Raw genomic sequence first — 14,624 nt, forward strand, 5'->3', positions numbered from 1 at the left:
CGGAAGGCTGCGAACGCGGCCATCTGCCGAAGATTTGCCATCGGCCGCTTCTAGAGCACGAAGGCCAATAGAGCACCAAGGCCTTGGCCGCCACGGAGTCCAAAGCGATGCATGCCGTCAGAACCGCTTTCGCCGCTGCCCTGCTGGCGCTTGTTGCGCTGGCTCCCGCGGGGTTGCGGGCGCAGGGTCAGCCGGCTGCGGCCGCAGCAGTGGGGCTCGAATCGCTGGTCATCGTCAGCGGCGGCACGCGCCACGCTTTCCAGGTCGAGGTGATGCGCACGCCGGACCAGCGCGCGAAGGGGCTGATGTTCCGCAACTACATGCCGGCCGACCGCGGCATGCTGTTCGATTTCGCTGCGACCGAGCCGGTGGCGATGTGGATGCAGAACACCTACATCTCCCTCGACATGCTGTTCATCCGGGCCGACGGCACGATCGCGCGCATCGCCGAGCGCACCGAGCCGCTCTCGACGCGCACGATTCCCTCGGGCGAGCCGGTGCTCTCGGTACTGGAGATCAATGGCGGCGTCAGCAAGCAGCTCGGCATCAAGCCGGGCGACAAGGTCGAGCACGCCCTGTTCAAGCGCTGAGCGCCTGTTTGGCAACTCCCTGAGCCCTCATCCTGAGGAGCCATTTCGTTAGAAATGGCGTCTCGAAGGATGCTTCAGGAGGCTCGGACGCTCACTGGAATATCCTTCGAGACGCCGCTGTCGCGGCTCCTCAGGATGAGGGCTGAGTTTCCGGACAAGCTCTGAGCGCGCGGATAGCTGCGCTGCTGCACAAGCCAGATGCCATATGATTGGCTTTCGCTTGCGGGCGCGGCCTGTGGCATGATAGCGAACCGCAACGTTTGGAATGCCTCGTCGGGGTATAGCGCAGCCCGGTAGCGCATCTGCTTTGGGAGCAGAGGGTCCCAGGTTCGAATCCTGGTGCCCCGACCATCATTCCGGATGTGTATGAAGCGGTCCGCGTCGCGGACTGCACAGGTTTGGTGACGGCAGAGCGCTTTCATGACCGCACGCATCTATCGCCCGGCCCGCACGGCCATGCAGTCCGGCACGGCCAAGACCGAGCGCTGGCTGCTCGAATACGAGCCGGAGGCGCCGCGCCAGATCGAGCCGCTGATGGGCTGGACCTCGTCCTCGGACATGAAGAGCCAGCTCAAGCTCTGGTTCGACAGCGAGGCCGAGGCTGTCGCCTACGCCACGCGCAACGGCATCGCCTATCGCGTCGAGCAGCCGAACGAGGCCAAGCGCCGCACGGTTTCCTATTCCGACAATTTCAAGTTCACGCGCGTTGGTCAGTGGACGCATTGAAGCCGACAGGCGAGGGGCTTCCCTCGCTTTCGGGCCCGTAGCTCAGATGGATAGAGCAGCAGCCTTCTAAGCTGCTGGTCGCAGGTTCGAATCCTGCCGGGCTCGCCATTGATTTCATCGCGGAAATTCCGTTTGTTCCGTGATGCATTCTGACAAGCATACTGCTGGTCATTCTGATTTTTGGCCGCCGTCCGTTCGCACGGCGCGGCGTTTGCGGGCGCCATTGGCGACCTGCTTCATCGTCTTCTTGACGTAGCGCTGCAGCACCTTCTGCGATCTGCGCCGACCAAGCGGGGATTTCGCGAACCGTCATGCCGGTGTCGCCGGTCTTTCAGGCCACCTTGGCGATTCGCTTCGCCTTACCAGCGCTCGTAATATCCCCGTCGGTAGCCGTAAGCCGGAGCCCACGGCGGCGGCCCGCCATATCCATAGCCATGGCCATAGCCGCCGCGATACCCATAACGGCGGTTGTAGTAGCGCTCACGCGCCACGTTCTCCTGGATGATGATCAGGCGCTGACGCTTCGCCTCCGTCATCGAAAAGGCGGCAGGCGCCGCGTCGAGGCGTTTGGCGATGTCCTGCGGGAGGCTCTCGGCGGCATGCGCTGACGAGGTCGCAGCAGCAAGTCCGGCGCCAAGGGCAACGAAGATAGCGATCCGACGCATTGTCACTCTCCTTTGCTCCGACAATTGAAGCAGTCAGCAGGAGAACGCCGGCTGAACGGAATTGTTCTCGGATGTTCATTTTCATGACCGATGCCGAGCCCCTGAGCCACCAGCCGGCGGCAAAGGAACGCGAGCCTTCCCCATGAGCAGAGCCCGCCTCCTGCTCAACGGAACAGGCCGCGTCCCGCCTCGTTGTAGGAGCGGGGGAGATGCGGAGAACGATCATGTTGCGGTTCGTCGCCGTTGCCGCGCTCGCGGTCACCCTTTCATCTCCGGCTCTGGCTGAGCCGGGTTTCGTCAAGACGGCCAGCCTGCCGATGCTGGGCTCCTCTTACGGGTTAAGCCCCAGGACAGCCTGTGAGCTGCCGATCAGCGTGTCGGTGCCTGCGGAGCCTGTCGCGGCGATGCCGGAACAGGCCGTGACCCTGTCGCCGCGCATGGCCCAGGCGCTCCGCGTTGGCACTCCGCCGTCTATCGACTGACAGGCGAGCCCGGGAATGGCGCCGTAGTCGCAGGGGCGGACACGGCGTCGTCCCATCGTCCACATGGGCTTATCCGGGCGTCGGCGCTTGCCGACCTCCGCCCGGCAGCGTAAACCCCGCGCGGCGCCGCCTTGATCGTGCCTGAATGGCCCGCCATCGGGCGGCAGCCGGCATTCCGGATAAGATGCGGCCGGCAGCCGCGGGGATGAATGATGTTTTCGCTCACGCCAGCGATCGACCGCCTCAAGGAAGCGGCTTCGGCCAGCCATCTGCGGGCCTGCATTGTCCTGCTGCTGCTGTCGCTCGCCGCTTTCCTGCCGGGATACAGCACGCTCCAGCCGCTCGACCGCGACGAGCCACGCTTCGCGCAGGCCAGCAAGCAGATGCTGGAGACCGGCGATTTCGTCGATATCCGCTTCCAGGACGAGGCGCGCCACAAGAAGCCGGTCGGCATCTACTGGCTGCAGAGCGCGGCGGTGAAGGCCGGCGAGACGCTCGGCGTGCCTGAGGCGCGCACGCAGATCTGGCTCTATCGCATTCCCTCGCTGGTCGGCGCAACCGCGACCGTGCTCCTGACCTACTGGGCGCTGCTTGCCTTCCTGTCGCCGCCTCTGGCTCTGCTCGGCGGGGCGCTGATGGCGGCCGCCGTGCTGCTTGGCGTCGAGGCGCGCATCGCCAAGACCGATGCGCTGCTCGCCGCCTGTGCCGTCGCCACGATGGGCGCGCTGGCGCGGACCTGGCTCGACTGGACGCGCTCGCTCGCCTTCGTGCCCGACCGGCGCAACTGGCTGGTGTTCTGGGGGGCGACGGCGCTCGGCCTGCTGATCAAGGGGCCGATCGTGCCGATGGTCTGGGGCCTCGCCATCCTCGTGCTGAGCGCGAGCCAGCGCTCTTTCCGCTGGCTGAAGCCGCTGCGTTTCGGCGCCGGCATCCTGCTCTGCCTCGTGGTCGCTCTGCCCTGGTTCGCCGCGATCATGATCAAGACCGGCGGCAGCTTCTTCGCCGACAGCGTCGGGCAGGACATGCTCGGGAAGGTCGCCGAGGGGCAGGAGAAGCACTGGGGGCCGCCCGGGCTCTATCTCGTCGTGTTCTTCGCGACCTACTGGCCGGCGGCGGCCTTCGCCGCGATGGCGGTGCCTTTCGCCTGGGTGCGCCGCAAGGAGCCGCAGATCCTGTTCCTGATCGCCTGGATCGTGCCGTCCTGGCTGGTCTTCGAGGCGGTGCCGACCAAGCTGCCGCATTACGTGCTGCCGCTCTATCCGGCGATCACCGCGCTGCTGCTGCTCGCCGTCTTGAATGGCGGCATCAACCGCTACCGGCGTGGCGCCGTGCTCACCGCCTGCCTCGTCGTGATCGTGCCGCTGGCGCTGATGGGCGCGATCCTGTTCGGCAACTGGACGCTCGACCGCGCCGTGCCGTGGCTGGCGCTGCCGTTCTTCGCGCTCGTCCTGCTGATGGGCATCAGCGTCATCGCCGCTTTCCGCAGGCAGGATTTCGAGGGCGCGCTCTGGCGCTGCATACCGGCGAGCCTGCTCTTGACCATCGCGGTCTATCCCTTCGCCATCGAGAGCCTGCGTTCGCTGAAGCTGTCGCCGCGGCTGGCCGAGGCGGCGAGGTCCGTCGGCTGCGCCGATCCGGCCGTGCTGACGCTGGGCTATCGCGAGCCCAGCCTGGTCTTCCTGACCGGCACGAAGCTGGCGATGGCTACGAGCGGCGCCGATGCAGCGGCGTTCCTGAACCAGCCCGGCTGCCGCGTCGCCTTCGTCGAACGCCGCTTCGCCGATGATTTCAAGAGCGCGCTGGCGGGCCAGAGCATCAAGCCGCGGCTCGTGACCACGGTCAACGGCTTCAACCTGAATGGCGGGCGCAGGCTGGAGATCGCCGTCTTCGCCAATTCACCCAGCTGAGAACCATTGCGCCCGAACCCCTTCTGCTCGAAGCCCTTGCCCTCTCGGCTAAGCTGACGCAGTTTGCGGGCCGTTTTTCCGGATGATCCTCCTTTGACCGAACCCTCTTCCCATCCGCTGCTCAGCGTCGTCGTGCCGGTGCGCAACGAGGTCGGCAACATCGCGCCGCTCGTCGCCGATATCGAGAAGGCCTGTGCGGCGATCGGCCCGTTCGAGGTCGTCTATGTCAATGACGGCTCGACCGACGGCACCGCGGCCGCGCTGGCCGAACTCGCCGCGACGCGGCCCTGGCTGCGCGTCGTCACCCACGCCCAGTCCTGCGGCCAGAGCGCAGCGGTACGCAGCGGCGTGCGCCATGCCCGCTCGGCGATCGTCGCGACGCTCGACGGCGACGGCCAGAACGATCCCGCCTTCCTGCCAGAGATGGTCGGGGCCCTGCAGAAGGCCGGGCTTCAGGCCGGGATGGTGCAGGGGCAGCGCGTCGGGCGCAAGGATACCGGCTTCAAGCGCTGGCAGTCGAAGATCGCCAACGGCGTGCGCGTGCGCGTCCTCAAGGACGATACGCGCGACACCGGCTGCGGGCTGAAATGCTTCCGCCGCGAGGCCTATCTCGCCCTGCCGTATTTCGACGCGCTGCATCGCTTCATGCCGGCCTTGATGGCGCGCGAAGGGCACAAGGTGCTGCATGTCGACGTGCGCGACCGGCCGCGGCTGACCGGCGTCTCGAATTACGGCTTCTTCGACCGGCTCTGGGTGGGTATCCTCGATCTTGCCGGCGTGTGGTGGCTGATCCGCCGACGCAAGCGCGTGCCCCAGATCGTCTCGGAGACGATGTGATGCTCATCGACCTGCAGCAGACCATCGGCAATTATTTCCACGACGTCTTCGTCAACAATATCGACTGGTGGGTCCTGCTCGGCGTGGTCGCGCAGGGGCTCTTCACCATGCGTTTCGTCGTGCAGTGGCTGGCGAGCGAGAAGGCCGGGCGCTCGGTCGTGCCGATGACCTTCTGGTGGTTCTCGATCGGCGGCGGCGCCCTGCTGCTGATGTATGCGCTCTACCGGCGCGACCCGGTCTTCATCCTCGGCCAGGGCTTCGGCGTCTTCGTCTATGTCCGCAACCTGCAATTCGTCCTGCGTGCCAAGGCGCGCGGCGAGGACACGAATTCCGGTCCAGGCTAGAGCCGGGTCTCAACTCCGCGAGGGCGGCGTCGCCGGCTCGGCTGCCGCCCCGTCGGCGGGCGAGGGCAGCTTGTCGGCGGCTGGTGCCTGCGGCTGGCGCATCGGCGCCGCATAGGCCGGGTAGCGTTCGCGATAGGCCTTCAGGAAGTCCGAAAGCGTGTCGGCATTCGCGGTGGCGCGCGCCATCTCGCGGATGTCGGCGGCACGCGTCCGGTCCGCTCCGGTAATGAAGGCGAAGGTGCGGGCATCGGCGCCACGCGCCATCTTCGGCGCGAACTTGCTGCGCAGCCGGTCGAGCGACAGGTTCTCGCTCGCCATCACATAGGAGACGCCGGCGCGCATCACGTCGGCGCGCTCGCTGTCGCCGAGCGTGCCGTCGCCGCGCCAGCTTTCGCCGAGCAGGCGCTCATAAGCTTCGCCCGCCTCGCGCCAGCGACGGCCGGTCCAGTAGATGTCGGCGCGCAGGCGGTCGATCTCGGGGCCGCGCTCGGCCTCCAGCATCTCCAGCGCCTGATCGGTGCGCGAGAGGTCCGAAAGTGCCTTGGCCTCCAGCAGCAGGCGGGCGCGCTTGACGTCGGCCGGCAGCTCGACGAGGCGCGTCGTCTGGAGCGCGCGGACAGCATCGGCGGGCTTGCCGCTCATCAGGTTGATCATGGCGAGCCGCGCCGCGACGGTGGAGCGCGCCGCGCCGGTGAGGCGCCGGTCCATCTGGTACTTCAGGATTTCGGCGGCCTGGTCGAGCAGGTCGAGCTCCACCAGCCGGTCGGCGAGCAGGCGTGTGATCTCGTCGCCGCGCCGGCCGATCGGCAGGAACTCCTTGAAGTCGTAGAACAGCGCCAGCGTCTCGATACGCGGCAGCTTGCCGAGCCCGCTGCCGCTGAACAGCTCGGCGAAGCGCTGGGCCGTCTCGTCATGCATGCGCCGGGTCAGCGGATCGTCGGTGAAGGTCTCGTTCGCGCGGCGTGCGACCATGAAGGCGTCGCGCCAGCGATGCTGGTCGGCATAGAGCCGGCCGAGCTCGGCCAGCGCCTCGATCTCCAGCCGCCCGCCACGCCAGATGACGGAGACCGTCTCCAGCCGGGCGATGGCCTCGTCGACCTTGATGTCGGTGCGCTTCTCGGCATCGGCGAGCTTGACGGCGCGCAATTGCGCCTCGGCGGCGATCGGGCGGCTCCTGGCCTCGAAGAGCGACTTGTAGCTGTTCATCGCGACTTCCGGGCGGCCGCCGATATCGTCGAGCCGGGCCTGCAGCAGAGCGAGATGTTCCTGATCGAAAGCGCCGCTCGGCATGTCTGCCAGAGCCTGGATCTGGCGCTCGGCCACGGCGATATCCTGCTGGGCCAGCGCGGCGCGCGCCGTCGCTTCGCGGAACATGCCCTGGAGGTCGGCCGGGTAGCGGTCGATCACGGCCTCGGCCCGGCGGAAGCCGACAAGTGCCTGGGCATTGCGGTTCATGCGCTGCTCGACCAGGGCGCGCCAGAGCCCGGTCTCGACATCGTCCTTGATCGGATCGGCATCGAAGGCCGCCAGGGCCTGCTGGTCGCGATGCATCCCGGTGGCGATGACGCCCCTGAGGAAGAGCGCCTCGCGATTGCCGCGCATCGCCTTGTCGTCGGCGAGCATGGCGTTCAGCGGGCCGGCTGCCTCGGGCATCAGGCCGTTGGCCGCATAGAAGCGGGCGAGCGCCAGCCGGGCCTCGGATTTGCGGCGGCGCGAGGCGTCGGTGACGTCGAGCAACAACGCGCGGGCCTGCTCGAGCGGGTTGCCGAGGCGCAGCCTGGCCCAGGCGTCGCCATCAAGCAGCGGCGCGAGCTCCTGCTTTGCGGCCTTCTCCTCGGCCTTGCGGTCGGGCTCGCCGATATCGAGCGAGACGTTGAGTCCGCCACTGCGGCCGATGCGGACATGTTCCGTGCCGGCGCGGACGGCGACGTCGTCGGCATGCGCCTGGACGGCCAGGCCTTGCGCGGTCGGGAGCAGGCCGAATTCGACGAACTGGTAGGGCTTGGGCGTGAGCCGGGTCGGGCCGGTCGCGGTTGCGACGGCGACGGGCAGGCCGGCGGGGCCGGCTTCGAGCCAGTGAACGCCGGTGAGCCCGGCGAGAGGCACCGCGACGATGGTCTGGCCGCGCTCGTCCATGCTGCGCTGCGGCTGGACGGGAGCGGCGGGACGGCCCGCCTCCTCGCCGAGGTCGAGCGACCAGGCCGGGCCGTTGTCGAAGAGGCGGGCCAGCGGCTGGCCGGCCAATCGGAGCTTCACGAGGGTGACCTTGCCCTCGCGGCTCACGGAGCTGTCCTCGATCAGCTTGGGCAGCACCCCGGCGAGCTTCGCGGGGTCGATCGTGTCGCGGGTGTCGAAGACCAGCGTCATCACGCTGCCATCGAGGAAGGCGGCGGCGCCCGTGGGGCGGGTGAAGCGGAAATCGAGGCGCTTGCCGTCAGCGCTGATCGCGACCGGACCCGGCGGCACTTCGGGGGCGGCGGGCGCTGCAACGGCGGCCTGGACGGCCGGCGTGGCCGGCTGAACGGCTGCGGGCTTCGCGGCAGGCTCGGTTGACGGCGTCGCGGCCGGGGCAGGGGGCGTCGGCGCGGGCGGCTTCGCGAGTTCGGCGAGTGCAGGCGCTTCCGGCTTCACGGGGCGCAGCAGATCGACGACCAGCCCGGTCTCGTCGTCGAAGCTGCGGATCTGCCAATCCTTGGGCAGGGACAGGGTCAGGCTCAGCGCTTCCTTGCCGGCATCGAGGCCGGTGAGGTCGATATCGGTCGGCAGGGCACTGCGGATCGCGCCGGCCTCGACATTCATCGGCCGGTCGAAGACCAGCTTCAGCGTGCCATCCTGCAGGTTGCTGGCGAGCTTGGTCTCCGCCGGGGCCTTGAAGATCAGGCGCTCCAAGGTCGGCAGGCTCGCCGCAGTCATCGTCAGCATGGCCGGAGGGGCAGCCGTCTGACGCGCGGCTTCCTTCGCCCGCGCTTCGGCGAGGCGCAGGCGCTCGGTCAGCTCCGCCATGGCCTCCGGCGGCGGGCCGGGCATCACGCCGGACCAGTTCTGCGGCAGGAGATCGATGAAGGCCTTGTCGCCAGCTTCGATCAGATTGGCCTTGTAGGACTGCGTCAGCGCAAAGCGCATGCCGCGCCCGTCGGGATCGACGCGGGCGACGGAGACGTAGTTCGGCAATTCGCGGGCAATGCGCGCGACATCGACCTGAACCTGGCCGCCGAAGGCGACGATCAGCACACCGTTGGCGACGCGGACGCGGGTCTGGATGGGCTCGTCGAAGGTCAGGGACAGGCGGCCGAAGCCGGCCGGCATGGCTTCGCCACGCAGGCTCGCGCCGGCCGCGAGGGCAGGCGTCTCCAGGCCGGCGGCGAGCGCAAGAGCGGCCAGCCCGATACCGAAGGCGAGGGAGCGCGACAGACGCAAACCGTGATACTCGACCCAACGCGACACTGGACCTCACCACGCCCGGAGAACGCAGCGGCCCTCCGGCACGCTAGCGCGTCAACCATAATGGCATCTTAACGGGCTCATCGGCTGCAGCGAGGGCGGACGGCCGTGGCTTCTGCGCCGGGCGGCCGCCTCTCCCGGCATTTCCCCTCCGACAGCCACGCAGGCCCCCACCGGCGGGACCGCTTTCGCCTCGGGGATCTGGCCGTTCGGGCGGCCATTGAGAAGCCGTCACCATACCAATGATGGTTTTGGATTTATTTTGGATTCCTCATTCGTATTGATGATGGCCCAATTCGAGTTGGATTTCATATTCCGCTTTCATGGCGACTTGAAACCCCAGAGATGATCGGATTTCATAATGGGAGCGATAGCTAATTTCGAGTGGCATGGCGGAATAAAGACCGGAAACGATTCCCTTGTCTTGATAACACCTGACACTGCTGTCCTAGGAATATATCAGGATGGCGATATAATAATATCGATTACATCAAAACAATATGAGCTCGTGCTCTTTCAATACTCGCGCCACTCGGTCGTGGACCTTTATGCCGTAGGGCAAATGAAGGACGTGAAATGGGATAGAACCCGTGGCTGGGTCATCCAGAAGAAGGGGACAGGCTATTTCCGCTTCACCCCGAACGGCTCAGGCTGGGGCGACAGCACGATGTATCAGATCAAGGCCAAGGGCCACGCTTCGCCGCTGACGCGGGTGATCTGCAAGGTCCATCCCCTGCCGGGTCAGGCGTTGAGCGGAATTTATTGAGGCCGCTCGCGAATTCCTAGTCTCAACGCCCTGGCTTGCCGCGCTGCTGGTTTTCGGGCCAGCCGGGTATCTCGGGAGTGAGGCTTGCTTCCTGTCTTCAGCGCTGCGGCGCGATCGCCGGGAGCTCGTTGCCGGGCAGGGGGGCTTCGTTCGCAACGCGCTCGATGGTTGCGCCGCGCCCGCTGGTCGCCAAAGCGACGGTGAGCTTCTCGGCGCGGTCGGGCGCCATCGCGGCCAGCACTTCCGACATCTTGCGCGGGTTCATCTGCTGGACGACCGGCACGAGTACCTCGAGGCCGAGCCGGTCGAAGACGCGCGCGGCGTCCTTCGGCTTCATTGCTTCGTACATGATGACGAGGTTCTTGATCGCCTTGGCCTCTTCGGCGGCGGGCTTGGCGGCGGCCGGGCCGCCGGCCTTCTCCTCCAGCGCCTTGAGATCGCCGACCCGGCCGTCGAGCTTCTTCTCGGCGGAGTTCAGCAGGCGCTCGCGCATCTCCAGCTCGCGCATCCGGCCTTCCAGCTCCTCGCGGCGCTCGCCGAGGCGCTCCAGGATCGCCTTCTCCGCGGGAGAGACGGGTTGGGCCGTGCCGTTGATGATGCCGGCCTTGTTGTTGGGGTTGGCGGCGCGGGCGGCTTCCAGCTTGGCCTCGGCCTCCTTCTTCTCCTGCTCCTTCTTCGGATCGGGAGCGGGGACGGAGCCGGTCGTCTCCGGATCGAAGATGTCGGGCCTGGCCTTGCCGATGCTCTTGGTGGCGGTCTGCGCGAACAGCGGCGCGTTGGGCGGGATATGGCCGGGCGTGGACTCCGCCGTCCAGGCAAGCAGCTTCAGCGCCAGGAGACCCATGGCGCCGAGAATCACTGCAGGCAGGAGGCGGGGCCGTTCGATCACGCAGCCTGTTCCTCAAGGCGGCGGGCGGCGCGGGCACGGATGGCGGCTGCCGACTGGGCCGCGCTCTCAAGGCGGGAGACCGGGGCCGGCACGGCGGCGGCCTCGACCGAGGCTTCCTTGGCGCCGACCAGGGTCGCGGCGCTGACGATCTGGCCGATTCGCTCCATCACGGCCTGACCGGCCTCGACCTGGGCGGCGAGATCGGCGGCGTAGCGCTCGGCGGTGCGCAGGCGCTCTTCAAGCGTGCGGTCGCAGTCGCCGAGCGTCGACTTGAGGCCGGCGATGGCGCGCTCGGCATTGTCGGTCGCGGTGATCAGCGCGCCGACGGTCTGGCGCATGCCGGCCTCGTCCGCCTTCAGGCGCTCGATGCGCTTGGTCAGGATGAAGCAGGTGATGATGGTGGCGACGAGAAGCGAGGCAACAAGCACGTCGGCGATGAGGTTGATCGTCATGTGTCCTCTTCAGGTGGTGGCGCCGAGATGGCTGGCGAGGCTGTCGAAGGCCGCTAGCGTCGTCTTGGAACGGCGGAGCGGGTTGACCACCTGCACCGCGATCTTGTCGTCGACCCGGCCGATGCGGCCCTCGGTGACGACGAAGTCGCCGCAGCGCAGCGAGACGATCGAGTCCGGGCGGGCGTCGAACATCAGCGTGTCGCCGATCTCCAGCTTCATGACGCGCTTCAGCGGCAATTGCGTCTCGTGGAGCACGCAGGTGACGTCGACATCGGCCTGCCAGACCTCCGTCGCGAGATGGTTCTCCCAGGTCGGATCGCGCCCGAGCTTCTCACCCATGAAGCTTTCGAGCAGCAGTTCACGGATCGGCTCGATCGTGGCGTAGGGCAGGAGGATGTGCAGCGCGCCGCCGCGGCCTTCCATGTCGAACTTCAGCTCGACGCGGATCGCGGCGTTGGCGGGCCGGGAGATCGAGACGAAACGCGGATTGGATTCGACGCGGTCAACCGTGAAGGTCACCGGCGAGAGCGGCTTGAAGGCGGCCTCGGCATCGCCCAGCACCAGCTCGATCACGCGGCGGACCATGCGGATCTCGATGGAGGTGAAGGGGCGGCCGTCGATGCGCGGCGCCGGCTGGCCGCGCTTGCCGCCGAACATCGCGTCGAGCACCGAGTAGATCAGCGCGGATTCGATGGTGATGAGGCCGAAATTGTCCCATTCCTCGGCCTTGAACACCGAGAGCAGCGCGGGCTGCGAGATCGAGTTGACGTAGTCGCCGAAGCGCACCGAGCGGATGCTCTCCAGCGTGACCTCGACATTGTCCGTGAAGAAGTTGCGCAGGCTGGTCGAGAGCAGGCGCACCAGACGCTCGAAGATGATCTCGAGCATCGGCAGACGCTCGTAGGCGACCGAGCCGGAATCGACGATCGCCTGAATGCCGTTGCGGGCATCCTTGTCGTCGCCGCTGGAGAAACCGAGCATCGTGTCGATTTCTTCCTGCGACATCAGGCGGTCGGTACCGCCTTCCTGCTCGCCATCCTCCTCGATGATGTCGGGCATCGTGGCCCAGCCGGCCGCCATCCCTTCCGGGGTCAGCGGCTCGTCGCTCGGCGTATTCTTGTCGCGCTCGGTGCTCATCGTTCCGCCGTCATCTCGGTGCGGTCAGGGCCGGAATCCGGCTCACTGCACCAGCAGTTCCTTGAACAGCACGGCATCGACCTTGGCCGGATGGACGGTCAGGTTGACGCGGCGCAGCAGCTCTTCCTTCAGGCGGTACATGCCGGCCGAGCCTTCGAGGTCGGAGGGGCGCAATTCGCGCATGAAGACCTGGAAGGAGTCCTCGATGCGCGGCAGCAGCGGCCTGACCTGATCGGCCGCCTTCGCATCGGCGATTTCCAGCACGACCTTGATCTTCATGACCGGCTGGCGGTCCTGGCCGGCATTGGACATGCTGATCATCATGTCCTTCATGTCGAGGAAGGCGATCGGGTTCTTGGCCTTGGCGGCGGCCTCGGCGGCCGCGATCTGCTCGGGCGATGGCTTCTTCAGGAAGAACCAGCCGCCACCGCCGGCAGCCGCCAGCAGCACCACGCCGCCGATGATGATGAAGAGCTTCTTCTTGCTCTTCGGCGCCTCTTCGCCGGCAGCGCCTTCCTCTTTCGCCTTGGCTTTCTTCGCCATCTCGTCACGCGTCCCGGGCCGTCGGGCCGCGTTCTGCCGCCCCTTGAGCCACCTTCCCCAATTACGGTTAACGCGTCGTTAAGGGCGGCAGAATTTGCCGGGCGTTTCTTGCCGCTCCAGCAGCTTGTGCCGTGGTGCGGCTGGGGGCGCCTCCATGACGATATTCAATGATGTCAGTGGCTTAGATGGATTAACCATGCTGGCACGACGCTTGCCGGTACTGGGCCGTGGCGACTGCGCTGGGGAGCGTCGAGGTTGCCGCGGGACAAGATCGGGAGTTGAGCCGTGGAGAACGCGCTTCTCATCGGCCTGTCGCGTCAGGTGGCTCTGGCGCGCGAGCTGGACGTCATCGCCAACAACATGGCGAATGTCGGCACCAATGGATTCAAGGCGCGCAGCGCGCGCTTCAACGAATTCCTCATGCCCGGCGCGAAGGCCGATGCCTTCAAGCCGGCCGACAGGCCGCTGTCCTATGTCATCGACAAGGGCACGCCGCTCGATCTGTCGCAGGGCACGATGGAGATGACGGGCAACCCGCTCGACGTCGCGCTGAAGGGCGACAACTACCTCGTTGTGCAGACGCCGAACGGCGAGCGCTACACCCGCGCCGGTTCCCTCAATATCGACCGGCAGGGCCGGCTCGTGACCCAGACCGGCCTGCCGGTGATGGGCGAAGCCGGGCCGATCGCCTTCGGCTCCAGCGAGCATTCCATGCGCATCGCCGCCGACGGCACCGTGAGCAGCGACCAGGGCACGCGCGGCAAGCTGCGCCAGGTCCGCTTCGCCGATCCGGCGACGCTGGCGAACGAAGGCACCAACCTGTTCTCCTCCACCGTCGCTGCCCAGCCGGCCGGCCCGGAAGCGCGGCTGGAGCCCGGCGCGATCGAGCGCTCCAACGTCAAGGCCGTGGTCGAACTGACCCGCCTGATGGAGGTGCAGCGCAACTACCAGAGCGTCGCCAACATGATCAGCAAATCCGATGAACTGCGCAGCCGGGCGATCTCGCGCCTGGCCGACCAGCAAGCCTGATAGCGGAAGGGAGCACGCACCATGCGCGCCATGCAGACAGCCGCGACCGGCATGATGGCCCAGGAGATGAACGTCCAGGTCATCTCCAACAACATCGCGAACGTCCGGACCACCGGCTACAAGCGCCAGCAGATCCATTTCCAGGATCTGCTCTACGAACATTTCCGGCGCGCCGGCTCGGCCACCTCCGACCAGAACACCCAGGCGCCTGCCGGCACCTTCATCGGCTCCGGCGTCAAGACGGTCTCGACCGGCCGCGTCATGACCCAGGGCAACATCACCCCGACCGAGAAGCCCTACGACCTCGCCATCCGCGGCGAGGGCTTCTTCCGCATCCGCATGCCGGATGGCCGCACCACCTATAGCCGCGACGGTTCGTTCGACCTCGACGCGCAGGGGCAGCTCGTCACCCGCGACGGCTATCAGGTCGAGCCCGGCATCACCGTGCCGAACAACGCCTCCAGCGTCAGCATCAACGCGCAGGGCATCGTCGAGGCGATGGTGCCGGGGCAGACTGCGCCGCAGCAGCTCGGCCAGATCCAGCTCGTGCGCTTCGTCAACAAGGTCGGCCTCGAGTCGATCGGCGACAACCTTTATGTCGAGACGGCGGCTTCGGGCCAGCCGATCGACGGCTTCGGCGGCGGCGAGGGCTTCGGCACGCTGCAGCAGAACTATCTCGAAGAAGGCAACGTCCAGGCGGTTACCGAGCTGTCCTCGCTGATCGCCGCGCAGCGCGCCTACGAGATGAACTCCAAGGTCATCACCGCCGCCGACCAGATGATGTCGGCGACGACCCAGATGTTCCGCGGTTAAGGG

15 protein-coding genes and 2 tRNA genes are annotated in these 14,624 nt (G+C 67.0%); 11 read left to right on the forward strand and 6 right to left on the reverse strand.

Going from position 1 to position 14,624, the window contains the following annotated elements; genetic code table 11:
* The first annotated feature begins 107 nt into the window (after positions 1-107).
* The 4 genes from WFK61_RS22590 to WFK61_RS22605 all read left to right on the forward strand — a co-directional run bounded on the left by WFK61_RS22590 (position 108) and on the right by WFK61_RS22605 (position 1,424).
* The gene (locus tag WFK61_RS22590) at positions 108-590 is read left to right on the forward strand and encodes a DUF192 domain-containing protein (RefSeq protein WP_336814315.1); all 483 of its coding nucleotides are present in this window, start codon (positions 108-110) and stop codon (positions 588-590) included.
* A 274-nt stretch (positions 591-864) separates the two neighbouring features.
* Positions 865-941, forward strand: a tRNA-Pro gene (locus tag WFK61_RS22595).
* Between the two features lie 69 nt (positions 942-1,010).
* A complete protein-coding gene (locus WFK61_RS22600; RefSeq protein WP_047574221.1) occupies positions 1,011-1,316 on the forward strand; it encodes an ETC complex I subunit in 306 nt (101 codons plus the stop codon).
* A gap of 31 nt (positions 1,317-1,347) precedes the next feature.
* Positions 1,348-1,424, forward strand: a tRNA-Arg gene (locus tag WFK61_RS22605).
* A 251-nt stretch (positions 1,425-1,675) separates the two neighbouring features.
* Here the strand turns inward: WFK61_RS22605 and WFK61_RS22610 are convergent.
* Positions 1,676-1,981, reverse strand: a complete 306-nt coding sequence (locus tag WFK61_RS22610) for a hypothetical protein (protein WP_336814316.1) — start codon at positions 1,979-1,981, stop codon at positions 1,676-1,678.
* A gap of 224 nt (positions 1,982-2,205) precedes the next feature.
* On the opposite strand from WFK61_RS22610, the gene WFK61_RS22615 reads away from it, so the two are divergent.
* From WFK61_RS22615 to WFK61_RS22630, 4 genes are all read left to right on the forward strand, one after another.
* Complete coding sequence (locus WFK61_RS22615) at positions 2,206-2,463, forward strand: hypothetical protein (protein ID WP_336814317.1); 258 nt, start codon at positions 2,206-2,208, stop codon at positions 2,461-2,463.
* Between the two features lie 209 nt (positions 2,464-2,672).
* A complete protein-coding gene (locus WFK61_RS22620; protein ID WP_336814318.1) occupies positions 2,673-4,370 on the forward strand; it encodes an ArnT family glycosyltransferase in 1,698 nt (565 codons plus the stop codon).
* Positions 4,371-4,463: 93 nt separating this feature from the next.
* Positions 4,464-5,207 carry a glycosyltransferase family 2 protein gene (locus WFK61_RS22625; RefSeq protein ID WP_336814319.1) on the forward strand — a complete coding sequence of 248 codons (744 nt, stop codon included), beginning with the start codon at positions 4,464-4,466 and terminating at the stop codon, positions 5,205-5,207.
* The gene (locus WFK61_RS22630; protein WP_149128446.1) at positions 5,207-5,551 is read left to right on the forward strand and encodes a lipid-A-disaccharide synthase N-terminal domain-containing protein; all 345 of its coding nucleotides are present in this window, start codon (positions 5,207-5,209) and stop codon (positions 5,549-5,551) included. Before WFK61_RS22625 ends, WFK61_RS22630 begins: the two co-directional genes overlap by 1 nt.
* A gap of 9 nt (positions 5,552-5,560) precedes the next feature.
* Here the strand turns inward: WFK61_RS22630 and WFK61_RS22635 are convergent, their stop codons facing one another.
* Entirely contained in the window at positions 5,561-8,995 is a 3,435-nt protein-coding gene (locus WFK61_RS22635) for a hypothetical protein (protein WP_336814320.1), read from the reverse strand.
* A gap of 568 nt (positions 8,996-9,563) precedes the next feature.
* Between WFK61_RS22635 and WFK61_RS22640 the strand changes: the two genes are divergently transcribed.
* Entirely contained in the window at positions 9,564-9,758 is a 195-nt protein-coding gene (locus tag WFK61_RS22640) for a hypothetical protein (protein ID WP_336814321.1), read from the forward strand.
* Between the two features lie 97 nt (positions 9,759-9,855).
* Here WFK61_RS22640 and WFK61_RS22645 read toward each other — a convergent pair whose 3' ends face one another.
* From WFK61_RS22645 to fliL, 4 genes are read right to left on the reverse strand one after another with little or no spacing between them, the layout of a single operon-like run.
* A complete protein-coding gene (locus WFK61_RS22645; RefSeq protein WP_336814322.1) occupies positions 9,856-10,647 on the reverse strand; it encodes a MotE family protein in 792 nt (263 codons plus the stop codon).
* The gene (locus WFK61_RS22650) at positions 10,644-11,099 is read right to left on the reverse strand and encodes a DUF6468 domain-containing protein (RefSeq protein WP_336814323.1); all 456 of its coding nucleotides are present in this window, start codon (positions 11,097-11,099) and stop codon (positions 10,644-10,646) included. Before WFK61_RS22650 ends, WFK61_RS22645 begins: the two co-directional genes overlap by 4 nt.
* A 9-nt stretch (positions 11,100-11,108) precedes the next feature.
* Positions 11,109-12,236: a flagellar motor switch protein FliM gene (fliM, locus tag WFK61_RS22655; RefSeq protein ID WP_442896359.1), complete on the reverse strand. Its 1,128-nt coding sequence runs from the start codon at positions 12,234-12,236 to the stop codon at positions 11,109-11,111.
* Positions 12,237-12,278: 42 nt separating this feature from the next.
* The gene (fliL, locus tag WFK61_RS22660) at positions 12,279-12,779 is read right to left on the reverse strand and encodes a flagellar basal body-associated protein FliL (RefSeq protein WP_336814324.1); all 501 of its coding nucleotides are present in this window, start codon (positions 12,777-12,779) and stop codon (positions 12,279-12,281) included.
* A 285-nt stretch (positions 12,780-13,064) separates the two neighbouring features.
* Between fliL and flgF the strand changes: the two genes are divergently transcribed.
* Both flgF and flgG read left to right on the forward strand, forming a co-directional pair.
* A complete protein-coding gene (gene flgF / locus WFK61_RS22665) occupies positions 13,065-13,808 on the forward strand; it encodes a flagellar basal-body rod protein FlgF (protein ID WP_336814325.1) in 744 nt (247 codons plus the stop codon).
* A gap of 21 nt (positions 13,809-13,829) precedes the next feature.
* Positions 13,830-14,621 (forward strand): flagellar basal-body rod protein FlgG, encoded by a 792-nt coding sequence (gene flgG / locus WFK61_RS22670; protein ID WP_291652833.1) that lies wholly within the window; start codon positions 13,830-13,832, stop codon positions 14,619-14,621.
* Positions 14,622-14,624: the final 3 nt, after the last annotated feature.

It is taken from the genome of Allobosea sp. MMO-172 (assembly GCF_037147855.1).
GTDB lineage: Bacteria > Pseudomonadota > Alphaproteobacteria > Rhizobiales > Beijerinckiaceae > Allobosea.

Coding starts and splice junctions, on each gene's coding strand:
- WFK61_RS22590 (WP_336814315.1), top strand. CDS start 108: ATGCATGCCGTCAGAACCGCTTTCGCCGCTGCCCTGCTGGCGCTTGTT.
- WFK61_RS22600 (WP_047574221.1), top strand. CDS start 1,011: ATGACCGCACGCATCTATCGCCCGGCCCGCACGGCCATGCAGTCCGGC.
- WFK61_RS22610 (WP_336814316.1), bottom strand. CDS start 1,981: ATGCGTCGGATCGCTATCTTCGTTGCCCTTGGCGCCGGACTTGCTGCT.
- WFK61_RS22615 (WP_336814317.1), top strand. CDS start 2,206: ATGTTGCGGTTCGTCGCCGTTGCCGCGCTCGCGGTCACCCTTTCATCT.
- WFK61_RS22620 (WP_336814318.1), top strand. CDS start 2,673: ATGATGTTTTCGCTCACGCCAGCGATCGACCGCCTCAAGGAAGCGGCT.
- WFK61_RS22630 (WP_149128446.1), top strand. CDS start 5,207: ATGCTCATCGACCTGCAGCAGACCATCGGCAATTATTTCCACGACGTC.
- WFK61_RS22650 (WP_336814323.1), bottom strand. CDS start 11,099: ATGACGATCAACCTCATCGCCGACGTGCTTGTTGCCTCGCTTCTCGTC.
- fliM (WP_442896359.1), bottom strand. CDS start 12,236: ATGAGCACCGAGCGCGACAAGAATACGCCGAGCGACGAGCCGCTGACC.
- fliL (WP_336814324.1), bottom strand. CDS start 12,779: ATGGCGAAGAAAGCCAAGGCGAAAGAGGAAGGCGCTGCCGGCGAAGAG.
- flgG (WP_291652833.1), top strand. CDS start 13,830: ATGCGCGCCATGCAGACAGCCGCGACCGGCATGATGGCCCAGGAGATG.